Source organism: Flavobacterium cerinum, from assembly GCF_004028155.1.
In the GTDB taxonomy this organism is placed as follows: domain Bacteria; phylum Bacteroidota; class Bacteroidia; order Flavobacteriales; family Flavobacteriaceae; genus Flavobacterium; species Flavobacterium cerinum.
The window spans coordinates 86383-109215 of the sequence record NZ_SBII01000010.1 but is presented as its reverse complement, the minus strand read 5'-3'; the positions used below and the strand labels follow the sequence as shown (position 1 = coordinate 109215).

Annotated in this window: 18 protein-coding genes, 1 tRNA gene and 1 pseudogene; 14 read left to right on the top strand and 6 right to left on the bottom strand. The window is 34.8% G+C overall.

Annotated elements, in window-relative coordinates; translation table 11 throughout:
- Positions 1-252: 252 nt before the first annotated feature.
- The 14 genes and pseudogenes from EPI11_RS14040 (at position 253) to EPI11_RS13980 (ending at position 15267) form a co-directional block, all read left to right on the top strand.
- Positions 253-1809: a T9SS type A sorting domain-containing protein gene (locus tag EPI11_RS14040; RefSeq protein WP_241657632.1), complete on the top strand. Its 1557-nt coding sequence runs from the start codon at positions 253-255 to the stop codon at positions 1807-1809.
- 30 nt (positions 1810-1839) lie between these two features.
- Positions 1840-5367 carry an RHS repeat domain-containing protein gene (locus tag EPI11_RS14035; RefSeq protein ID WP_128390612.1) on the top strand — a complete coding sequence of 1176 codons (3528 nt, stop codon included), beginning with the start codon at positions 1840-1842 and terminating at the stop codon, positions 5365-5367.
- A 39-nt stretch (positions 5368-5406) separates the two neighbouring features.
- Positions 5407-9045: a DUF6443 domain-containing protein gene (locus EPI11_RS14030; RefSeq protein ID WP_128390611.1), complete on the top strand. Its 3639-nt coding sequence runs from the start codon at positions 5407-5409 to the stop codon at positions 9043-9045.
- A gap of 13 nt (positions 9046-9058) precedes the next feature.
- Complete coding sequence (locus EPI11_RS14025; protein WP_128390610.1) at positions 9059-9535, top strand: hypothetical protein; 477 nt, start codon at positions 9059-9061, stop codon at positions 9533-9535.
- Between the two features lie 163 nt (positions 9536-9698).
- Positions 9699-9812: pseudogene (locus EPI11_RS19275) on the top strand (RHS repeat-associated core domain-containing protein); the annotation flags it as partial.
- 9 nt (positions 9813-9821) lie between these two features.
- Complete coding sequence (locus EPI11_RS14020) at positions 9822-10517, top strand: hypothetical protein (RefSeq protein ID WP_241657631.1); 696 nt, start codon at positions 9822-9824, stop codon at positions 10515-10517.
- Positions 10517-10972 carry a hypothetical protein gene (locus tag EPI11_RS14015; protein WP_128390608.1) on the top strand — a complete coding sequence of 152 codons (456 nt, stop codon included), beginning with the start codon at positions 10517-10519 and terminating at the stop codon, positions 10970-10972. Before EPI11_RS14020 ends, EPI11_RS14015 begins: the two co-directional genes overlap by 1 nt.
- A gap of 151 nt (positions 10973-11123) precedes the next feature.
- Positions 11124-11579, top strand: a complete 456-nt coding sequence (locus EPI11_RS14010) for a hypothetical protein (RefSeq protein ID WP_128390607.1) — start codon at positions 11124-11126, stop codon at positions 11577-11579.
- A gap of 88 nt (positions 11580-11667) precedes the next feature.
- The gene (locus EPI11_RS14005; protein WP_128390606.1) at positions 11668-12219 is read left to right on the top strand and encodes a hypothetical protein; all 552 of its coding nucleotides are present in this window, start codon (positions 11668-11670) and stop codon (positions 12217-12219) included.
- Positions 12220-12813: an RHS repeat domain-containing protein gene (locus tag EPI11_RS14000; RefSeq protein ID WP_128390605.1), complete on the top strand. Its 594-nt coding sequence runs from the start codon at positions 12220-12222 to the stop codon at positions 12811-12813. It abuts the gene before it with no gap.
- A gap of 30 nt (positions 12814-12843) precedes the next feature.
- Positions 12844-13224: a peptidoglycan recognition protein family protein gene (locus tag EPI11_RS13995; RefSeq protein WP_128390604.1), complete on the top strand. Its 381-nt coding sequence runs from the start codon at positions 12844-12846 to the stop codon at positions 13222-13224.
- Between the two features lie 455 nt (positions 13225-13679).
- The gene (locus tag EPI11_RS13990) at positions 13680-14132 is read left to right on the top strand and encodes a hypothetical protein (RefSeq protein ID WP_128390603.1); all 453 of its coding nucleotides are present in this window, start codon (positions 13680-13682) and stop codon (positions 14130-14132) included.
- A gap of 53 nt (positions 14133-14185) precedes the next feature.
- A complete protein-coding gene (locus EPI11_RS13985) occupies positions 14186-14641 on the top strand; it encodes a hypothetical protein (protein WP_128390602.1) in 456 nt (151 codons plus the stop codon).
- A gap of 89 nt (positions 14642-14730) precedes the next feature.
- On the top strand, positions 14731-15267 hold the full coding sequence (locus EPI11_RS13980) for a hypothetical protein (RefSeq protein WP_128390601.1): 537 nt from the start codon (positions 14731-14733) through the stop codon (positions 15265-15267).
- A gap of 358 nt (positions 15268-15625) precedes the next feature.
- Here EPI11_RS13980 and EPI11_RS13975 read toward each other — a convergent pair whose 3' ends face one another.
- The 6 genes from EPI11_RS13975 to EPI11_RS13950 form a co-directional block, all read right to left on the bottom strand.
- A complete protein-coding gene (locus EPI11_RS13975; RefSeq protein ID WP_128390600.1) occupies positions 15626-16384 on the bottom strand; it encodes a phage integrase SAM-like domain-containing protein in 759 nt (252 codons plus the stop codon).
- Positions 16385-16788: 404 nt separating this feature from the next.
- A tRNA-Ser gene (locus tag EPI11_RS13970) sits at positions 16789-16873 on the bottom strand.
- A gap of 147 nt (positions 16874-17020) precedes the next feature.
- Positions 17021-18157, bottom strand: a complete 1137-nt coding sequence (gene ribB / locus EPI11_RS13965; RefSeq protein WP_128390599.1) for a 3,4-dihydroxy-2-butanone-4-phosphate synthase — start codon at positions 18155-18157, stop codon at positions 17021-17023.
- Complete coding sequence (locus tag EPI11_RS13960; protein WP_128390598.1) at positions 18157-19623, bottom strand: LptF/LptG family permease; 1467 nt, start codon at positions 19621-19623, stop codon at positions 18157-18159. The genes ribB and EPI11_RS13960 overlap by 1 nt, the downstream gene beginning before the upstream one ends.
- A 6-nt stretch (positions 19624-19629) precedes the next feature.
- A complete protein-coding gene (locus EPI11_RS13955; protein ID WP_128390597.1) occupies positions 19630-20274 on the bottom strand; it encodes a LolA family protein in 645 nt (214 codons plus the stop codon).
- Position 20275: 1 nt separating this feature from the next.
- On the bottom strand, positions 20276-22798 hold the full coding sequence (locus tag EPI11_RS13950) for a DNA translocase FtsK (protein WP_128390596.1): 2523 nt from the start codon (positions 22796-22798) through the stop codon (positions 20276-20278).
- Between the last annotated feature and the right edge of the window lie 35 nt (positions 22799-22833).

Here is a 22833-nt window from a genome sequence, read left to right as displayed (position 1 = left end):
TTCTAAATATTAGGCAGTTAATACATGTTAAATTAATGAAAAAAAATTGAAGTTCTATCTGTTTTTATAAGTGTTACTGTGTGATCTTATAAGAAACGCTGTCGATATTTTTCTGGTCGACTCCTTGCTATTGCTTGTATGTATTGACAAAACACTATTTTTTTAATTGATCATCCCAAATTTAATACTACTTAAAAAATGCTAATAAGATGCTTTTTACTGACGCAATCACTATTTCTTTTTTGTACCACTATGCAAGCCCAGGATGTTCTTTGGGAGAAATCCTATGGAGGTAAACATGCTGATTATCTTTTTGATGTAGAGCCTACGGCAGACTATGGTTTTATTCTGGCGGGAAGTTCTCTTTCCGAAAAGTCAGGAAATAAAACCTCCGATAATCAAGGTGATCTTGATTACTGGGTTTGGAAGATGGATGAGCAGGGTGAACTTAATTGGCAAAAAAGTTTTGGAGGGCCGGGAGCAGATATGTTGTATAGTATTCGTAACACAATTGACGGAGGCTTTATCCTGGCTGGAACATCGGATTCTGGAATAGGATTACATAAAAAAGATTCATGTCGCGGAAGAGAAGATTTCTGGATTATTAAATTAAATGCTAAGGGACATGAAGAATGGCAGAAAACTATTGGAGGAATCGGACAGGAGTTATTAAAGAGTATTGCCCAAACCACTGATGGCGGATACATACTAGGAGGCTCCTCTGCTTCAGACATAAGTCCAATAATTGCTAAAGGCGGCAACGATAAATATGGTAAATCAGAGGTAAACCGTGGCAACATGGATTACTGGGTCGTTAAACTGGATGAAAGAGGTGAAATAAAATGGCAAAAAACATTTGGAGGAATATATTCAGATGTTTTGGAAAGTATTGAACAAACCAAAGATGGAGGATATATTCTGGGAGGATCATCTAACTCCCCATCATCTCAGGATAAAGCAAATGAAAGTTATGGAGCGGGAGATTACTGGATTATAAAACTTGATAAGGATGGAACCGTAGAATGGCAGAAAACCCTGGGAGGTGAGCATGACGACCATCTTTCCTGCATATCACAAACTAAAGATGATGGGTATATTATTGGTGGTAATTCTATTTCATCTTCTTCGGGAAATAAAAGCAAACCCAATAGTAAAGGTACCGATTTCTGGGTGGTTAAATTAGATAACATGGGCGATATACAGTGGCAGGAAACCTATAATACGGGAAGTGTAGATATCCTTACTTCCTTAATTGAAAATAACGATGGTACATTTCTTATAGGCGGTTATGCACAAAGCGAAGTTATTGGTCTTAAGAAAAACGATAAAAAAGAAATCAATGATTATATCGCTTTAAAAATTTCTGCGGAAGGGCAAGAAATATGGAAAGAAACGGTTGGTAGTAAAGGAGAAGATATTTTGAAAAAACTCATTGAAACCCGCGATAGAGGATATCTCTTGGCTGGGACTTCCCAAGGAGAAATATCAAGAGATAGAAATAGTAGTAAAGGCAGTAATGACTTTTGGGTTGTAAAGCTTAAAGACAAGGCAAAGAAAGAAAAAAGAAAAACTTTATTAGAAGCTATTCCGAATCCTGCAAAACCATTTACAAATATAATTGTAGGTTTTGATTTTACCAGCGGTACATTATCATTATTTGATCTTAGTGGCAGGCAATTGCAAACCTTTGAAGTAGACAGTAGGACAATTCCACTAGACTTAGGGGCCTACCCCGAGGGTATATATGTTGTAGAGGTACGTACTGATAAAGGTACCGATTCAGTAAAAGTCATGAAAGGAAAAAATTAAAAACTCACAAAGCTGTAAAACACTTGAATAATGAAAAAAAAGGCTTTTTTTATAATAATAAATTTATTTTTTTGGATCAATCTATATCCTCAAAAACCAGCCAGTATTGTTGGTCAGTTACCTAGTATTTCTCCGTCTTCTCCAACAGTTGCGGGTTTAATGAAATTTGAAGAAGTACCGGTTAATTATTATACAGGTATACCGGATGTTTCTGTTCCATTGTATAGTGTTGAAACTTTATCTGCAGATATTAGGATGGATATTGCTCTTAAGTATCATCCGGGTTCAATAGCGGTAGAAGAGACAGCATCATATACAGGTTTAGGATGGAGTTTGTTTGCAGGAGGGAGTATTTCAAGAACTGTAAAAGGTTCTCCTGATGAACAGGCAGTTTTCTTTGGAGGAAGTTCTAATATCAGGATAGGAATTCTGCAAGATAACATTAGTGATGCAAGTGGCGGGGATAAAATAAACAGATACGAGCAGGTTATGGCTTTACAGGGAACCTATCCAACGGGTCCTTTAAGTGACATGATTGGAGAGTTTGGCTGGGGAGTAGCTCAGAAAGGGGTATTTGATACCCAGCGTGATCTTTTTCAATACAACTTCATGGGAAATACAGGAAGGTTCTTTATTAAAAGAGATAAAACTAGTGGAGCTTTAGTAGCTGTAAAGCTGGATAACGATAATGCAATAACCATTAAGCTTAATTATTTTCAATCCTATAGTAATACGGAACATAGATATACTATTGTATTTAATGGTTTTGAGCTTTACGATGATAAAGGGTATAAGTATATTTTTGGTACACCGGGGCAAAACGGACCAAATGAAGTAAAGGTAGGAATAGAGATGACAGAAGAGTATAATGATATAAGGTCAAATCCTTTTGCTCTAGGTTTTGGTAATTCGTTTCCGGTTCTTAATCCTTCCCTTTTAAACTATCCTAGTGCCTTTCATATTACCGAAGTTTATGACAACAATAACAGGAGTTTAGTGAGATTTACTTATAAGCCAGCGCAGGAAAACACTTCCAGTCATCAGGAAACTTCAAATTATATTACATCTCCAAAATACTTTTTGAGTGATGTTCAATCTGCACAAGGAACCATTTATGGATTGTTTCCGGAGTATTCAATTTCTGACAAAACAACCTCTGTTGCGACTCAAAAATTAGATGTAATAGAAGTTATCAATAAAGCGAGAATTAAATTTGAAACGGGAACAGGCAGGTATGATTCCGATATGAATGCTGATGGCCCTGTATTAAATTCTATGACAGTAACAAACTGGTATGGGCAAATAGTTAAACGATATGATTTTAGCTATGATTATGCCAGTATTTCTACGTCGGCTCTTAACGCTAAAAGTCTTAACAGAATGATTTTAACAGGTGTTAATGAAAAAAACACAATAAATAATACTGAAACTATTGGTTATAGTTTTTCTTATAAGGAACCTATAATATCTGTTTCCACTCCGGTTCTAAAAGATTACTGGGGCTATTATAGCAAAAGAATGGCTAACAGTAAAGAACCCGATACCTATTGGTGCAGTGCACAGGTACTTGAAAAAATCACACAGCCAACAGGGGGGAGTATAGTTTTTGATTTTGGCCCTAATACCTATTCGTATGTTGGTAGTGAGGAAGTTACTGATTTTTCTATTGATGATAACTACAGGGAACCATTGGTAATACAAGTAGCTGAAAATGGAGAAATAGGTTTTTACCCCACTATAGTTATTCCTACACCTTCATGGCATTCTACGGATTCCCCATATGTAGGAGGCAGAGTCTCGATACGCACCGATGATGGAGAGGTTAAAAATGAACCATTTGATGTATTAGGCGATTATGGTATGAATGATGGTACCGGAACAAGTGAATTATTCACTTTACAGCCAAATAAAAAGTATTATTTAAGTTATAAAATCCCTGATGGAGCAACTCCAACGGGACTCCCGGCTACTGTAAAATTATATACACCTGGTAGTAATGGAAAATTCACAACCGACTCAAAGGGCACAGATAATGAATGGCTCATGGGGGGAGGTATCAGAATTAATAGGATCAGCTATTATACTGACGACAATGCTTCAGCACCTGCTATTACAAAACATTTTGACTATCAGGTTTTTAATAAAAGAGCAAGAAGCAGCGGATCTCTGGCATTCGCAAAGCCACTGTATAGATTTCACCAGGGTAGTACTGTATATTATCCAGGTATACCGGCGGATTTTGGAGGTACGACAAATCCGGATCCTTTATTCAATGTTGGATATTCAACAGCTACAATAAATAATAGCTTATCTTATATTAGAACTAAAGGATCTGATGTAGGATATAAAAATATTACTGTTTGGGAAACAGGAAAGGGTAAGTCAGAATACACGTATACGAGCCCTATTGATTATCCAGGAGATTATGAGCTACGACCTCCATTCAGACCATCTGAGCATACAGATTATAAAAGAGGCTTAGTAAGGAATGAAAAACATTATAGTGAATTTGTAGGGCCTAGTAGTGATACAATTTACAGGCCTGTTTCAGAAAATATCTATGATTACGATATGGGTACACATGATAGTTTTGGACATATTGGTAATATCATGGATGCAGGAAGTTCACCTAAAGCTCCTGAGTTTGCTACATACCTTAGTTTTCGTGACTGCATAATCAACACTTACTGCCGTAATGGTTGGGCATATGGGAACGAGAGTGATTTCTATCTTACTATTGGAAATGAAGTCAGGGAGCTGTTTGGATGGCCTACATTATTACAAAAAACGTCAAAAGAGTATTTCTATGAAGGTAACGGTTTAACTGCCAAAACGCTTACTACTGTTGAAAACTATGAATACAATTTTAGTAATAAAAAATTAAGTAAAGCAAGCACAATTAATAGTTTAGGTGAAATACTGACAACTAATTATTTTTATGATACCGATTGGGATTCTAAAAACCGCATTGGCGTACTTAAAAAGACAGAGTCTAAAAATGGAAGTACAGTTCTGGAAACCAAAGATATAACCTATGCTAATACTATTGGAGCCAGCGGTAATATAGCTTGGCTGCCAAAAACCATTTCTACATCAAAAGGGACTAATGCTTTAGAGTCAAAGGTACAGTTCCTAAAATATGATCTGTATAATAACCCTCTTGAAGCCAAGCTGGAAAAAGGTACTTCGGTATGTTATATTTGGGGGTATAATTTTAGCCAGCCAATAGCAGTTATAGAAAACATTACTTATAGCGCTATTAACTTGCAAAAAATAACAGACGCGCAGGTGGCATCTGATCTTGCTGCATCTACAGATGCACAGTTCTTCTCTAAAAATCTTTCACTAGCAGGGAAACTGGAAGCATTAAGAACTTCATTGCCGGCAACCGCAATGATGACTGCATATATTTACAAACCTTTAGTTGGGGTTGTTACCATGATAGATGCCAGAGGGTATAAAACATATTATTCTTATGATGGTTTTGGGAGGTTAAAAGATGTTAAAGACAATGAAGGCAATCTGCTTAGTGAAAATGATTATCGCTACAAAAATTAATCATTAGTAACATTAGGCAAATCTAACAACAGACACATCATGAAAATCAAAATATACGCATTATATATTTCTCTGTTTTGCTCGCTTTACGGCGCGGCACAGACCACCACAGAAAACCACGTAAAAACCACAGCTTATCGCTTGCCTACAACAACTTCAGATGTTACTAAGGCAAAAGTAAGTGTAACTTATTATGATGGCTTAGGCAGGCCTGTGCAGCAGGTAGCAGGAAAGGCTTCGGCAACAGGTAAAGATATCATTACACATATTGAGTACGATGCTTTTAATAGACAATCCCGCGAGTATTTACCTTATGCCAGCGGTGCTTCCAATTTGTCATTTGATAGCTCGGCAAAAGCGAATACAGAAGCGTTTTATAATACAGCTGTCTATGAGAACACTTTGAACCCTTATAGTGAGAAGTTCTTTGAACCTTCGCCGCTTGACAGGATACGCAAAGAAGCTGCCCCGGGTAATATATGGCAGGGAGATCCCTATATGGATAATGACCATACTGTAAAATTTGCCTATCAGACGAACACTACAGACGATCAGGTATCGAAGTTTACTGCTGTGGCCACATGGAGTGACAAAAACAAAATATATGAGGTTTCGCTGGTATCTTCCGGTTATTATGCAGAAGGGCAGTTGTATAAAAATGTAGTGCAAAATGAAAATAAGACAGCAGCTGTTTATACAGGAACAGTAACAACGAATAAAAGTTATCTTACAGAGGAGTTTAAAGACAAAGAAGGTAAAGTGGTCTTAAAAAGAGCCTATTGGGATACTGATTTTACAGATACTTTTTTTACACGTGCTTTAGATACCTATTATGTTTATGACCAATACGGCAATCTAACCTATGTTCTGCCTCCATTAGCAGAGGGTACAACATCTCAGTTAGATGATTTATGTTATCAGTACAAATATGATAATATGAACAGGCAGGTTGAAAAAAAGCTGCCGGGTAAGAACTGGGAATATATAGTGTATGACGGGCTTGACAGAATAATTGCGGTAGGACCAACAGCATCTCCTTTTGGGGATGGAAGTACAGGATGGCTTTATAATATGTATGATAGCTTTGGCAGGTTATGCCTTACAGGATGGTATCCTGCAACCATAAATGCCAGTAACCGTAAAACGCTACAGGCAGCAAACACAGGAACAATTAATTTATTGAGAGGCACAGATGTTATAGACGGTATAAATACAGGATATACGGCAGCGGCTTTAGTACCTGCGGGCTTTAAACTGCTTTCTGCAAAATATTATGATAATTATACATTCCCGGGAGGGATCTCTAGTTTTCCTGCTGTAGAAGGGCAAACTGTTTTAACTGAGGTTAAAGGACTTGCTACCGGAAGCTGGACACGTGCAGTGACCTCCTCTTCTGAAACCTTTGGAGAAACAGCCTATACTCTTTATGATAATAAAACAAGACCTATTTGTAACAGGAATACCAATTACTTGGGAGGTTATACCCAAACCGATACTAAACTGAATTTTGACGGAACACCTTCTTATACTGTAAACAAGCATAAAAGGATTACAAGTAGTGTTGAACTTGTTACAAGAGAGGATTTTGCATATACTGAGCAGGATAGACTCTTACGAATTACACATAAAATAAACGCACTGCCTGCACAATTAATGAGTTATAATTTCTATAATGAATTAGGGCAGTTAATATCTAAAAAAGTTGGGGGAGTGGATATAAATGGTGCTAGTGTGGCCTATCTTCAAAAAGTAGATTATGCTTATAATATACGGGGATGGCTTACGGATATTAATGATGTTACCGACCTTGCACTTCCTGATGGGAAACAGGATCTTTTTGGGTTTAATATAAATTACACTGATGCACCAATTAATACGGTTAACAATCTTGTAAAGCCAAAATTCAATGGTAATATAGCTGAAACATCATGGCGTACTACAAGTGATAATATACGACGTAAGTATGGATACCAGTATGATAACCTGGACAAGCTGGTTAAGAGCTGGTACCAGATGCCTGGCGCTACTGTAAGTCTAAGAAATTCATATAATGAGCAAGTGCGTTATGACGCCAACGGGAACATCACTGCCTTAAAACGAAATGGAGAAAATGATAAGGAAGATGCAACTATTGAAATTGACGATCTGAAATACACATATAAAGGAAACAGGTTATTGCAGGTAATAGACGCTACAAACCATCCAAAAGGATTTAAAGACAGTAGCGACAACACAGGTGATGATTATACCTATTATGACAACGGTGATCTTAAAACCGATAAGAACAAGGGAATTATTACTCCTATAAAATACAACCATCTTAACCTGCCTGTCGAGATAGTCTTTAATAACAATACCAGTACAAAAATTAATTATTTTTATGATGGAGAAGGTAAAAAACTGATGAAAACCGTTACTAATGGGGCTTTGGTTACAACCACAGATTATCTGACAGGGTATCAATATACAAATGGAGTTTTGGATTTTTTTCCTACGACAGAAGGTTATGTAAAAAGTACGGTAGCAGGATCAACAACATCCTACAATTATGTGTTTAATTACAAAGACCATTTGGGGAATGTAAGATTAAGTTATACATTAGATCCTGCTGACAATGTAGTTAAGATAATGGAGGAGAATCATTATTATCCGTTTGGGTTAAAGCATAATGGGTATAGCCCAACGCAAAAAATATTTGCAATGTCCAATCCTCCTCATGTAGTTTTAACACCGGTACTAAATTCGGCAGATGCTACATACAGATATAAATACAATGGGAAAGAACTGCAGGATGAATTGGGGCTTAATCTTTACGACTATGGAGCCAGGAATTATGACCCAGCAATAGGCAGATGGCTTAATATTGACCCACTAGCGGAGAAATCCAGAAGGTTTTCGCCTTATGTATATGCACTAAATAATCCTGTCTTTTTTATAGATCCTGATGGTATGGAAGCAAGAGCTGGTGGCGTTGGTTTTTTGAGTGGTTTAGGTGCAGAAATAGCAGGAGTTAAAACTTCATTTTTTGATGGACCAATAGCACCAAATCCAAAAGCAAAAAGGAAAAATGTAGATTTTTCTAAATACTTAGACGGTCTTTCGCCTACTTTAAATGATAAGAATAATATTCCATTATCTAGTGAAGAGCAAATTGCATTAGGATTGAGAAATTATGGAGGTGATTATTCAGGAAGTGTATTTGACAAGACAATGTATGCTTTAGACCAAATTAACGAATATAACCCAATAGCTAGTTTATGGGATGGCATCAGTGGATCAATAAGCGGTACAGATAGACTTGGTAATCCACAATCTGATTTTGAAACTGGTTTAAAATATGCTTCTGCTGTTCCAATAGGTCGAGTTACCACTACAGTAGGGAAAGCTTTAACAAAAGCCGAATTATCGATATTAAGAAAAGGAATTAACACGACACTTGCAAGTCCTAATAATATAAGTCATATAATGCAAGCAAAACATAAACTAAATGGTATATTAAAAATTGCAGGAAGTGAAAGAAATGTAGTTCGTAGATTATATTTGTCATTAGGACAACAAGCATCTTTACCTGCTTCAGGAACTTTTGAGAGAATTGTAACTGTATATGGTGAGAATATAACTATTAGAGGTGCTGTAGTAAATGGAACTCCTAGGATATCTACAGCCTTTATACCATAAAATATATAAAGACATGGAAATTGATTATAATTATGAGATTAACAACTTTGAAAACGAAATTTTTAATAATGAAATACCTTCCGATGTAATTCTTCTTAAACAAACGTTTGTTGTTTGGTATTCGTTAGTCGAAGGAAATACTAAACTTGATGAAGTTTGGTTACAAGATATTTTGAATAGAAATACTAATCTTATTAGAAAACATTATCCCAGAGACCCTAACCTCCTCTTTTTGCGAGGATGGATGATAGAGATTAGTTCTTGGTTGTTTGATTCTGAAGATAGCAATTTTGGTAGTAAATATTTAATTTCAGCATATAAATATTGTCCAAATAATCTATTATTCAAATGGGCTTTGAGAGGTAGTATAAACTTATCTAAGGATGAATTAAATATAATAAAGATTTCTATTCAAAATAGGTTTGAAGATTATTATGTTGATTACAGACCGATTAGGGAATACTATCAAGATATGATTAAGGACTCTTAACTCTTATTAACATGTTTTAACTACACATGCATAATTGTAATTTTATAATAAAAAATTAATAGCGACAGCTTTAATGAATTACTCTAACTAGTGTTTCACTTTTTAAGATACTTAAAAAGCAAATTGCATCAAATTAGGATTATAATGTAATGATTATGGAGCAAGGAATTATGATCCTGCAATAGGCAGATGGCTTAATATTGACCCACTAGCTGAGAAATCCAGGAGGTTTTCGCCTTATGTTTATGCTTTAAATAACCCCGTCTTTTTTATTGACCCTGATGGAATGGAGGCGAGAGCAGGAGGTGTTGGGTTCTTAAGTGGTTTAGGTGCAGATATAGCGGGAGTTAAAACTTCATTTTTTGATGGACCAATAGCACCTAACCCAAAAGCAAAAAGGAAGGAAACGAATTTTTCCGGGCAATTGGAAGGTTTGCCACCTCCACCGTCAACAGTTTTAGAAAATCCGAACGAGCCGCCGGTTAATTTATTTAGAAAGACAGAAGAAGATGGTTTTCTGGATATTGTTAAAGATTTTGAAAAAAGCGCAGTAACCGGAGATAATGTTTTTAGAGTCTTAGGACATGGAAATGTAGGACTGCTGCAAAATGATTCTGACTATGGAAGTTATAGGAGAATTCAAAAGGTGGAGCACTTTAATGAGATGATGTCTGAGGCTAGTCCTCAATTCAAAAAGATTGCAGGGGATAAAAATGCAATATTTACTTTAATTTTATATGCATGTCTTTCAGGAAAAAGTGATCCTGGAGTACCATCAATCGCTGAAACAATATCAAAAGCTTATCCAAATGCAACAGTAATAGGCTTTGACGGTTATTTGTATTACGGAGGGAAAAATGGTCTTCGAGGGGTTAGCTCTGATATTACTAAAAATCTAAAGGATGGGAATGCTGTTTATTTTCGTAATGGCCAACAAACAAAAAAATTATCTACAAATCAATATTTTAAAAAGAAAAAGTAATGAAAAAAATTATTTGTGTCGTATCAGTAATCCTTTTTTTTGTGAGTTGTAATAAAAAAGTTGAAGAAATCAATACTGGACAAAAATATTTGAAGGATTTCAACAACAGTAAAAAGATGGAGGAATTGTCTAATAAAGTTCTTAATGAAGGCGACACGATTGCTTTTTTGGAAATGTCTGATATTTATGCACTTAGTAGTCATCAAAAAGAATTTTTATGGTATGCGCTACGAATGGCAACAGATTATGAATATCACGGGGCCTATTATGAAGCATATTTTATCCTCCATACGGATTACGATATTGAAAAACATGAAGGGGTTAATAAACTGGCTAATTATTATCTTCTAAAAGCCTATGAGTTAGGAAATAAAGATTGTAAAGCAAGCATTAAAGAAAGGTTCAATCAATCGGAGATTCCGACTTCAAAGGAATATTGGCGAACATTTAATTAATGTACTTAGAAATAAACTTTCATTAACGTACTTAAATAACACATCAATAAAATCGGAAGATCTTTGGAAAAGTATTCAATGATTATAATATTATTTCAGATTTAGGGATATGAGATTTAGTGTTTCTAATATTTCCAAAAAAGAAAAAGCAATGAAAAAAAATATTTGTGTCGTATTAGTAATCATTTTTTTTGTGAGTTGTAATAAAAAAGTTGAAGAAATCAACACTGCACAAAAATATTTGAAGGATTTCGACAACAGTAAAAAGATGGAGGAATTGTCTAATAAAATTCTTAATAAAGGCGATACGATTGCTTTTTTGGAAATGGCTGATATTTATGCACTTAGTGGTCATCGAAAAGAATTTTTATGGTATGCTCTACGAATGGCAACTGATTATGAATATTCCGGGGCCTATTATGAAGCATATTCAATCCTCCATACGGATTACGATATTGAAAAGCATGAAGAGGTTAATAAAATGGCTAACTATTATCTTCTAAAATCCTATCAGTTAGGAAGTAAAGACGCTAAAAGGAATATTCATTCAAGGTTCAATCAATCCGAGATTCCGACTTCTAACGAATATTGGCGAACAATAAATTAATGTACTGAAATGACACATCTTATTTAATTAATTCTTTTTTTAATACTTTATTAATCACCTCGAGCGACTAAAAGACAATGCGATATTTATGAAAAAAATTATTATAGTGTTCGCTGGCATCATTACAATTTCTTGCAGTAAACGAGATAATGATGTTAAGCAGAAAGATGTTAATCAGAATGAGGCGATTAATCATTACAAGCAAAATGCATTATTAAAAGGAGATGACTTTGCATACGGTACTTATTTGGAGTATTGTGATAATAACAATCTCTATTTAGAAAAGCTGCCTGTATCATTAATAATGAATAAGAAGTATAATAGTAAAAAGTCATACTATCAGATATATAGAAATATTATTGAGCTTTATAATAACAATAATTATAGAGCAGATTATTTAGAGAACTTGAATGACATTGATAGACGTTTTGCTATTTCTTATTTAGAGGCAGGGGCAAAAAAAAATTTTCGTAGTTGTCAAATGACTCTTGAAAAAATCTTACGAAAAGGTTATGGAATTAAAAAAAATACTGCTAAATCAGATAGTTTATATTCTATTTTAGAGAAGGATTCTGCTATTGGAAGAATTTATTTAGAAAATAGGAATAATAAATCAAAAATTGACAATATTGTATTCTAAATATTTGCGATATCAAATCCTCCTCACGTAGTTTTAACTCCGGTACTAAATTCGGCAGATGCTACCTATAAGTACAAATACAACGGGAAAGAATTGCAAGATGAACTAGGATTAGACCTCTATGATTATGGAGCCAGGAATTATGATCCCGCAATAGGAAGATGGTTTAACATTGACCCATTAGCAGAGAAATCTAGGAGGTTTTCGCCATATGTTTATGCACTAAATAATCCTGTTTTTTTTATAGATCCTGATGGAATGGAGGCGAGAGCAGGCGGTGTTGGGTTCTTAAGTGGTTTAGGCGCCGAGATAGCAGGTGTTAGAACTACATTTTTTGATGGACCAATAGCACCTAATCCAAAAGCAAAAAGAAAAAACGTAGACTTTTCTAAATACTTAGACGGTCTTTCGCCTACTCGAACAGCAGGAGGAGACCCAAAAATAATTAAGCGAAATGAATGGGGAGCGAAAGCACCAATTACACAAGGCCGTGAGTGGAAAAAAATAAAAACTAATTTAAAGGTTTATTATGACACTATAACAGTGCATCATTCAGGAAACCAAAACAATGCACTGACAATTCAAGCATTGTAGTATAACGAACAAAAAGATGGGTATGCTGACATCCCTTATCATTTTGCGATTGACGGTAATGGTAATATTTATGAGGGAAGACCGATTGATATTGTTGGGTCTCATGTAAAAGGTGCCAATACCGGAAATATTGGAATAGTGCTTATGGCCGACCTTGATAGTCAGAATACAGGCTTAGGTAAGATCCAAGGTTTTGTAGAAAATGTTTTAGGAGATGGAAGTGCCTCATCTCAGATGATTGAGTCCTTAGTTAATTTAACTCGATATCTAAATTCAACTTATGGAATTAAATATTTTGGAGGACATCAAGAAGCTATCCCTAATCGATATTGCCCGGGAGATATGGGTATGGAGTGGGTCCAGAGAATTCGTAATACATACAAGTTTAGTAAACCTATTGAAAAGCAATAATCAACAACATGAAACAAATTTCTTTTATTTTAAACTTTATAACACTTTTACTTATAGTTATAACTCCAAGGTTTTTTCACAATGATTTTACAAGTTTAGCTGATCGCTGCATAATTTTCAGTTTAATTTTAAATCTTATATTATTTAAATTTAAAAATTATACTTTCCTAAAAAGCTACTTAATTATTTCTATTTGTCAGATAATGTATTGTCTTATAACAGTCACTTCAAATTCTGAACTAGATCATCATAGATCAAGGATATTTGACTTGTTTGCCTATCCTGAAATTTTTGGAGATGAATTCTTAACCATTTTGGAAAGTACATCAATGATTGTTTTAGTAGTATTTTTATTTTTAGAAATACGATATATCTACATAAATCTAACAAGAAAAGTATAAAGTGGTAATACATTAATGTTTATTATAAGGTCTTGTTTAAGAATTATATATACTATGAAAAATTATTTATTATTGCTTTTATTACTAGTTATTTCTTGTAATGAGAAAGTTGAGAGCAAAAAAAATACTGCAATGGGTAGTGCTTTTTATGAAGGTTACCGTAATGAACCAAAATTAGAAGAATTATGGAAATCAGCATACAAGAAAGGTGATACAATTTCTTATTTGGAGATGATGGATATTTTTGTTCTGAGCGGTCATGAAAACGAATTTCTCTATTATGCAATATGTATGGCCGACAAGCATAATTATCGTCATGCAAATATAGAAGTATATGACATTTTGAGAAAATTACCAGAAAGAAATGATAGAATGAATAAAATTGCAAACTATTATCTTCTGAGGGCCATCGAATCCGGTCACAAGGGCGCGATTAGAGATTTAAAGGAAAGATTTGGTACTGATTCCCCTCCAAAATCAGAAGATTATTGGAAAACTATTCAGTAATTATAATACTGTTTCATATTTAGTAATTCTAGTGTATTGAAAAAGAAAAAGTAATGAAAAAAATTATTTGTGTCGTATCAGTAATCATTTTTTTTGTGAGTTGTAATAAAAAAGTTGAAGAAATCAACACTGCACAAAAATATTTGAAGGATTTCAACAACAGTAAAAAGATGGAGGAATTGTCTAATAAAATTCTTAATAAAGGCGACACGATTGCTTTTTGGGAATTGTATGATATTTATTCATTAAGTGGTCATCAACAAGAATTTTTATGGTATACTCTACAAATGGCAACAGATTATGAATATCATGCTGCCTATTATGAAGCATATTCAATCCTCCATACGGATTTAGATATTGAAAAACATGAAGTAGTTAATAAAATGGCTAACTATTATCTTCTTAAATCCTATGAGTTAGGAAGTAAAGACGCTAAAAGGAATATTCATTTAAGGTTCAATCCATCAGAGATTCCGACATCTAAGGAATATTGGCGAACAATTAATTAATGTTCTGAAATAACAAATCTTATTTAATTATTTGCTTTTTTAGGCACTTTATTTATCACCTGGAGCTGCTAAAAAACAATGCGATATTTATGAAAAAAATTATTATAGTTTTCGCTGGCATCATTACAATTTCTTGTAGTAAACGAGAAAAAGTTGTTAATCAGCAGGAGGCGATGAATCATTATAAACAAAATGCATTACTAAAAGGAGATGACTTTGCATACGGTACTTATTTAGAATATTGCGATAATAACAATCTCTATTTAGAAAAGCTACCTGTATCATTAATAATGAATAAGAATTATAACAATGAAAAGTCGTACTATCAGATATATAGAAATATTATTGAGCTTTATAATAACAACAATTATAAGGCAGAGTATTTAGAAAATTTGAATGACATTGATAGGCAGTTTGCCATTTCTTATTTAAAGGAAGGGGCAAAAAAAAATTCTCTTGATTGTCAAACAACTCTTGAAAAAATTTTGCGAAAAGGATATGGAGTCGAAAAAAATACGGCAAAATCAGATAGTTTATATTCTATTTTAGAGAAGGATTCTGCTATTGGAAGAATTTATATAGAAAATAGGAATAATAAATCAAAAATTGACAAAATCGTATTCTAAATGACTTGTATTTTAATTAATTAGAAATATTTAATTTTTGTTTAAAGGCTTTCGATAGTCGATCAGAACGTGGAAATACAAAAAGACAATGTGAGCCTCATTGTCCTTTTTTTTGTAAAAATTTAAGTTTTAAAAGACTACTAATGATATTTAAAAGTAAGGTTGCAAAATCTTGTATATTTTATCTGCTGAAAGCTAAATTAATGTCCTGTCTATCTCAGGATGTTCTTTTTGAAGTTCCTTGATAAAATAGGAAGTTGGCATTCCGGTTCTGGCGTAAAAAGCGTTAGCAAACCTTTGTGTGCTACTAAATCTACCGGCGTATATCCTGTATAGGTGCAGAAAAGAAATATATCTCTCACGCGTTGAAGTCTTTCAAAAGATATTTTTTTCTTTCGATTTTATTAAGCTCTTCCTGAGTTAAAAATACAGCATCTTTGACATTAAGTCGACCTTGATAGACATTAAAAGGATTTTTTTGGAGCAAGTCAAGCTTGAAACAATGGTTACAGGCCGTTTTGTATGATTTAATGTATTTCACTACAGAATTGTTTTTAATTCCTTTGCGTCCTCTGTAAATACTTTCGTAGGTTAGAAATTCTTCAAGGTTGTGAACAAATGCGCCATTAACTTCTGTGCTCTCTATGTCATTTAATCCATACTGTTTCTCCATATAATTTTTCAGAAGATCCTTTGCTCTTTCGTATTTCTGTAAAGAAGCCGGGGAACGATCTCCTGCTTCTACCTTTTTTCTAAAGTATACATTATGCTTTTCCATGACTTCCAATATCGTAATGGAGTTCGTTTTAGTTTTAGTTTTACCTGTGAGTTCCTTTTTCAATAGAAGTAGCGATACGTCCGGATCTATTTTATAAAATTCATTGAACTTTTTTTCAATAGCTAGCTGGAAATTGTCCAATCCTTGTTTTATAATTTTTTCTTTTTCCAGTTTAAGGAGGCCTCTAAGTTTTTTAGTCTGTTCCCAACGTTGAAGTTCGATTGATTTTCCAGTTGAGATTGAGGTTTCACTTGTTTTGTAGCTAATGCGTGCGAAGATCGGAGCTTCACCATTATTATTAGCTTTTTGTGCTTTGATGTAGAAAATTACTTTTACCATGACTCATTGTTTTTCGTTAATAAAATTGAATAAAAACTATGAGAGTCTTCTTTGTTTTTAGGGAATTCCCGGGGAATTCTCTAAAAGTAGTGTACCTATTTTGTTTAAAAATTGCTCAAAAAATGGAGGTACACCTATAGGTACACTATGGTTTGACATTTAATGTGTATTTTAACTAGGGAATTGAAATAGAAAAAATAAAACTCAAAAGGCTTTTGCTTTAAAAATCTCTTTATAAGATCTTGTAAAGTAGTGCAAAAATCTCCTCAGTTTTCTTATTACCCCAGTAAATAAAGGTGTTAACCATCATTTATCAGAACAGTTGTACCAAGAGGGATACGCTAATGTCCAAAAACAAAAAAACCTTTAAATCGTGAGATCTAAAGGTTTTGATAATTAATCAGCGGAGAAAGAGGGATTCGAACCCCCGGACCTGTTACAGTCAACAGTTTTCAAGACTGCCGCAATCGACCACTCTGCCATTTCTCCAATAAAGTCTGCAATCAGTTTCTCATTGCGGTTGCAAATATAGAAAGCTTTTTCTATTTTCCAAAGACATTTTTAATAAAAAAAAAGTTTTTGAGACTGCAGTTTTATAAGCGTTTCATTACCTTGTAATTAAGGCTGATTTTTTTTTTAGAATTCTGTGTATTCAGTTATTTCAAGGCCGTAACCGATCATTCCTACACGTTTTGTCTGCCCTGAATTTGTAAGTAAACGTATTTTACAAATATCAATATCGTGTAGTATTTGTGCACCAATACCAAAATCCCTGTCATCCATTTTTACCTGAGGAGCTTTTGTGATGCCTTCAGCTTGTAATTCTTTAAGCTCTTTTATACGGGTTAACAGTTCCAAAGATGACACCTCCTGGTTGATAAATAATATAGCTCCTTTTCCTTCTTCGTTAATACGACGGAATATGTTATCCAGTTTAGTATCCGCATCGTTTGTTAGCGTGCCTAAAATATCGTTATTTACCTGTGTAGAGTTTATTCTTGTCAATACAGGTTCACCATTGTTCCAGCTTCCTTTTGTCAACGCAATATGTACTTGCTTGTTTGTAGTTTGCACATAAGCTCTTAAACGGAAAGTTCCAAAACGCGTTTCGATTTCAAAATCTTCTTTCTTCTGAATAAGACTGTCATGCTTCATTCTGTATGCAACAAGATCTTCTATAGAAATAAGTTTAAGGTCAAATTTCTTAGCTACTTCATAAAGTTCCGGTAAACGGGCCATAGATCCGTCTACGTTTAAAATCTCTACTAAAATACCTGCCGGTTTAAAACCTGCAAGTCTTGCAAGGTCAATTGCAGCTTCTGTGTGACCAGTTCTACGCAATACACCACCTTGTTTAGCTTTTAATGGAAAAATGTGTCCAGGGCGGCCTAAATCTTCAGGCTTAGTAGTGTCATCAACTAAAGCTTTTATGGTTTTAGCCCTGTCATGAACAGAAATACCTGTTGTGCAGCCGTGGCCTATAAGGTCTACCGATACTGTAAAAGCAGTTTCATGCAGAACAGTATTATTGGTAACCATCATATGTAATTCAAGATCTTTACAACGTGCCTCTGTTAATGGAGCACATATAAGTCCGCGGCCATGTGTAGCCATGAAATTAATCATTTCAGGAGTAACTTTTTCTGCTGCGGCAATAAAATCGCCTTCATTTTCACGGTCTTCATCATCTACTACAACCACTACTTTCCCATTTCGGATATCTTCAATGGCTTCTTCTATAGTATTAAGTTGTATACGTTCTTCTACTGGCATTATTCTTCTTTTTGTTTAATTTTAAATAATTTCGTAAATACCTTTTGCAAAGGCAATAAGATGTTATCCATGTTAATCATTCCTATGTCATTAGTAGCCCTGTAGGTTAGGAGTATGGCAAGCGGACTCAATACAAATGATGACATCCAGGCACCTAAAAAAGGAGGGATGCCATTTTCCTGCGCCAGTTTCCTGCCAAAGGTATTAATGAAATGGAAGATGATAAATATCAATACGGCAAACACAATAGGCAGACCTAATCCGCCTTTACGGATAATAGCACCTAAGGGAGCGCCTATAAAAAACATTAGTAGACACGCAAAAGCAATAACAAACTTATCATACAGTGCAAGCCAATGGTTATTTACGTTTTTCGTTTTTTCATACATCTGGTCTTTTCCAGATTTCACTAAATAGTCAGTACTGCTTATATTATTAGCAGCAATATCTAATATACGTGATTTGTCTTCTTTAACCTTAATAAGGTCTAATAGGTTTTTAGGAATACTGTCTTTTTTTACCTGATTAGGTTGATTAGGAAGAAGCTTACTCGCGTTTAGATCTTCTAAAACGACACTAGATCTTTGTACTATATTGTCTGTTATACTTTTGGCTTCCTTAATCTGGTTGTTTTCAAGTGAATCGAGTGTATAATTCAATTCACTAACATTAAGCATGGTATTTGTGTGTGCTATTTTTTCATCGTCTATGTCATTAGAATTTAACATGGTTAGATCGATGTTCATTATTTGTTTAGAGAAACTGCTTTTAGCAAAAGGCTGCCTCATGCGTTCTACCGGATTTTTACTATTGATGTCTTCGTAATAATGACCGTCAAAAAGTTCTAATTGTAAAAGATTAGATTTTTCATCACTTTTAAGTAAGCCTTTTTTAGAACGTATAATGGTAGCATTTGCAGCACCTGGAACTCTTTTATGAATGGTAACCCCGGCAAGTTTCTCACCGTTTTCACCTGATTTTTTATCAACTTTTATATTGAAATTTCCCAGCGCATTAAACTGGCCTTCTACAATTGCCATGGCTGGTTTACGCTGTATAATATTCTTTCTAAGATTTATGAATTTATATTCTGCTTTAGGAATAACGTTGTTAGCGAAGAAGAAGGCTACAATACTTAGTGCGCATATAAATACAGTAAGTCCTCTCATGGCCCTGCCTAAAGAAATACCAGAGGATTTCATCGCTGCAAATTCATAATTTTCGGCAAAGCTGCCAAAAGTCATGATCGATGCCAGCAAAATGGAAAGAGGAAGTACGAGTGGTACTATTTTCGGCGAATAAAAAGCAAGGAATTTAATAACCAGCCACACGTCAAGGTCTTTACCAGCAAGTTCTGAGATAAAGAGCCATATACCTTGTAATACAAATATGAAAAACAAGATAATGAATACCGACGCAAAAGTCGTGATGAACGAAGTCAGGATATAGCGGTCTAATATTTTCACCAAAAATTAGTCTAATCTATTAATGTAGTAATTAGGATATTTACTCTCGGTAAAGGTAAAATGATTTTTCGACAAAGGCTGATTTGTTTTAAAAGAATTTATGGTAATTGTCATTTTAGTACCATCCTTTTCTGTCTGTATTAGATTGTAAATATGTTTTGTCTGTACATCAACACCCATAAGTACTTCTTTAGTATTGTCTTTAGCGTTTGTAGGGGTTAGTTTTATGTACTGTATTTTTCTTCCTTTTACATTTTGCAATATATCCCATGAATATTTGTATCCGGAATTAAAGAAAGTAAATATTTTTGATGGGGTAAGGTTATCATCTTTTTGGTCGTTGTATTTGGAAATAGAAATTTCCTCGTCTTCCGGCACAATATTATATACTCTTTTCCCGTCAAAAATTCGGGTAATACCCATAAAGTCCAATACATACATATTGCCTTTTTGAACTACAGTTCCTTTACTTTCCTGATTTAGGTTTTGTTTAGGATTGCTTAATGAATATCTGAAATCTACCGCAATATTCTCATAACTCTTAACCCTGCTACTCACCTGATCCAGCAATGCTTTTGCTTTTTCAGAATTTTGAGCCTCCAGGGTAATTGTGAAAAATAAAGTCAATATGATCCCGTAAATCTTGTACATGCTAAAAGTTGTTTTCTTCGTTTTTGAAAAATTGCTCAAGAGAGGTAAGGTCCGGGATAATTACATTCCTTGCTTTACTACCTTCAAAAGGGCCTACAATACCTGCTGCTTCCAGCTGGTCAATAAGTCTTCCTGCACGGTTGTAACCTAATTTTAATTTTCGTTGCAGTAATGATGCCGAACCCTGTTGGGCTGTAACGATCACTTCTGCAGCATCCCTGAACATTGAATCTCTGTCTGATATATCTATATCAAGATTGATGCCACTTTCCTCTCCAACATATTCCGGTAGGAGGTAAGCGTTAGGGTAAGCTTTTTGCGAACCAATAAATTCGGTTATTTTTTCCACCTCCGGAGTATCAACAAAAGCACACTGAACACGTGTAAGGTCATTTCCTTGTGTATATAGCATATCACCACGGCCAATTAGCTGGTCTGCACCCTGACTGTCTAAAATTGTACGGGAGTCAATTTTAGATGTAACCCTAAAAGCTATCCTGGCCGGGAAGTTAGCTTTAATAATACCGGTAATTACATTTACCGATGGTCTTTGGGTAGCAATAATAAGGTGAATACCAATAGCACGTGCCAGCTGGGCAAGACGTGCAATAGGTGTTTCTACCTCTTTACCTGCTGTCATTATAAGATCGGCAAACTCATCAACTACCAGTACAATGTATGGTAAAAAACGGTGTCCATTCTCAGGATTTAGTTTCCTGTGACGGAATTTCTCGTTGTATTCTTTAATATTTCTAACCATTGCATCCTTAAGCAGGTTATAACGGTTATCCATTTCTATGCACAAGGAATTAAGAGTGTTAATTACCTTGGTATTATCTGTTATAATTGCATCGCCGTCATCAGGAAGTTTAGCCAGATAATGTCTCTCAATTTTATTGAAAAGCGTAAGCTCAACCTTTTTAGGGTCAACCAGTACGAATTTAACTTCAGCCGGATGCTTTTTATACAATAACGAAGTAAGTACTGCATTAAGACCTACCGATTTACCTTGTCCTGTTGCCCCTGCCATAAGTAGGTGAGGCATTTTAGCAAGGTCAACCACAAAGGTCTCGTTAGATATTGTTTTCCCTAAAGCGATAGGCAGTTCCATTTCGGCAGCCTGGAATTTTGGAGAACCAATAACACTTTTCATGGATACCATAGTAGGATTCTTATTAGGAACCTCGATACCAATAGTTCCTTTACCGGGAATAGGAGCAATGATACGGATGCCTAATGCTGATAATGAAAGAGCTATATCATCCTCAAGACTTTTAATTTTTGAGATACGTATTCCTGCTTCAGGTACAATCTCGTATAAGGTTACTGTAGGACCTACGGTCGCTTTTATCTGAGCGATCTCAATTTTATAATTACGCAGCGTTTCTACAATACGATTTTTGTTTTCTTCAAGTTCTTCCTGATTAATGGTAATACCACCGGAAGAATAGTCTTTTAATAGTTCAATAGAAGGGAACTGATAGTTTGAAAGTTCCAGAGTAGGGTCAAACTCTCCAAAATCCTTAACCAGTCTGGCCGCAAGGTTTTCTTCAACCGTTGGTTCTTCCACAGATTTTTCGATAACAAAATTCTCATCTGCCGTTTCTATAATTTGGCTTACAGGCTTTGCAATCGGTTCAGGTTGTTTTGGTTTAGGAGAAGTTTCTAGTTTAATTTCAGATGAATGTTCTATAGTCGGCTTTAAAGACTCACGGTTGATCTCAAACTGAGAAGGTACCGGAACTACCGGAGGAATAATTGGAGACGTAACGGTTTTTAGCTCAATGTTATTGAGCTCTTGATCATCCTCGTCTTCTTCAAATGTATCCATGGCTGCAATAGGTACAACGGGCGCCAGTGGTGTTATTGGAGTATTTACAGTAGAGTTTTCAGTAACTGGATCTTCGGTATCTTCTTCAACGTCATCGTGTTTACGTTCAAATAGTGTTTTTATAGCATCGGGCGATATTTTGATCCTGAAAATAAGGAAGATAAATAACCCGAATACAAGTACCAGTATTGTACCGATCTTACCTAAGTAATCCTGCATAAACAGGTTCATTTCATAACCTATAACGCCACCTAATTCAGGTAAATAAGGATTAAAGAACCCGCAAAGTATCGATACAATTATAACAAGGAAAATATCCCAGAATAGTGTTCTTTTTAATTTTCGTACCGGAAGATCTAATACAAGATAAGCACCCGTTAAAAAGAAAAAGCGTATAAGTATAAACGAAGCAATACCAAAACCGCGGTACAGAAAAAGATCGGCCAGATAGGCACCAAATTTCCCCAGCCAGTTATGTACACTTTCTTTTCTGTCGCTAAAAGCGGTTAATTCACTTTGGTCAAACTCCCAATAAAGAAAATAGGAGATGAAGGATAATAACAATGCTACCGAAAACAAGAAGAACAATACGCCCACTAACACTTTGTGCTGACGGGAAAATGCCCATTTCTTTTTTTCGGTAACAGATTTAGCCGCCGCAGCGCCTGATGTTTCTTTTTTGCTCTTTGCCATTAAATAGTAAATATCGCGAATGTAAAAATATCAAT

Bases quoted from the DNA above. Each gene is read 5' to 3' on its own strand.
- EPI11_RS14040 (WP_241657632.1), top strand. From the start codon at position 253: ATGCAAGCCCAGGATGTTCTTTGGGAGAAATCCTATGGAGGTAAACAT.
- EPI11_RS13985 (WP_128390602.1), top strand. From the start codon at position 14,186: ATGAAAAAAATTATTTGTGTCGTATCAGTAATCATTTTTTTTGTGAGT.
- EPI11_RS14005 (WP_128390606.1), top strand. From the start codon at position 11,668: ATGAAAAAAATTATTATAGTGTTCGCTGGCATCATTACAATTTCTTGC.
- EPI11_RS14010 (WP_128390607.1), top strand. From the start codon at position 11,124: ATGAAAAAAAATATTTGTGTCGTATTAGTAATCATTTTTTTTGTGAGT.
- EPI11_RS13980 (WP_128390601.1), top strand. From the start codon at position 14,731: ATGAAAAAAATTATTATAGTTTTCGCTGGCATCATTACAATTTCTTGT.
- EPI11_RS14035 (WP_128390612.1), top strand. From the start codon at position 1,840: ATGAAAAAAAAGGCTTTTTTTATAATAATAAATTTATTTTTTTGGATC.
- ribB (WP_128390599.1), bottom strand. From the start codon at position 18,157: ATGCCAGTAGAAGAACGTATACAACTTAATACTATAGAAGAAGCCATT.
- EPI11_RS13990 (WP_128390603.1), top strand. From the start codon at position 13,680: ATGAAAAATTATTTATTATTGCTTTTATTACTAGTTATTTCTTGTAAT.
- EPI11_RS13950 (WP_128390596.1), bottom strand. From the start codon at position 22,798: ATGGCAAAGAGCAAAAAAGAAACATCAGGCGCTGCGGCGGCTAAATCT.
- EPI11_RS13975 (WP_128390600.1), bottom strand. From the start codon at position 16,384: ATGGTAAAAGTAATTTTCTACATCAAAGCACAAAAAGCTAATAATAAT.
- EPI11_RS14030 (WP_128390611.1), top strand. From the start codon at position 5,407: ATGAAAATCAAAATATACGCATTATATATTTCTCTGTTTTGCTCGCTT.
- EPI11_RS13955 (WP_128390597.1), bottom strand. From the start codon at position 20,274: ATGTACAAGATTTACGGGATCATATTGACTTTATTTTTCACAATTACC.
- EPI11_RS14025 (WP_128390610.1), top strand. From the start codon at position 9,059: ATGGAAATTGATTATAATTATGAGATTAACAACTTTGAAAACGAAATT.
- EPI11_RS14015 (WP_128390608.1), top strand. From the start codon at position 10,517: ATGAAAAAAATTATTTGTGTCGTATCAGTAATCCTTTTTTTTGTGAGT.
- EPI11_RS14020 (WP_241657631.1), top strand. From the start codon at position 9,822: ATGGAGGCGAGAGCAGGAGGTGTTGGGTTCTTAAGTGGTTTAGGTGCA.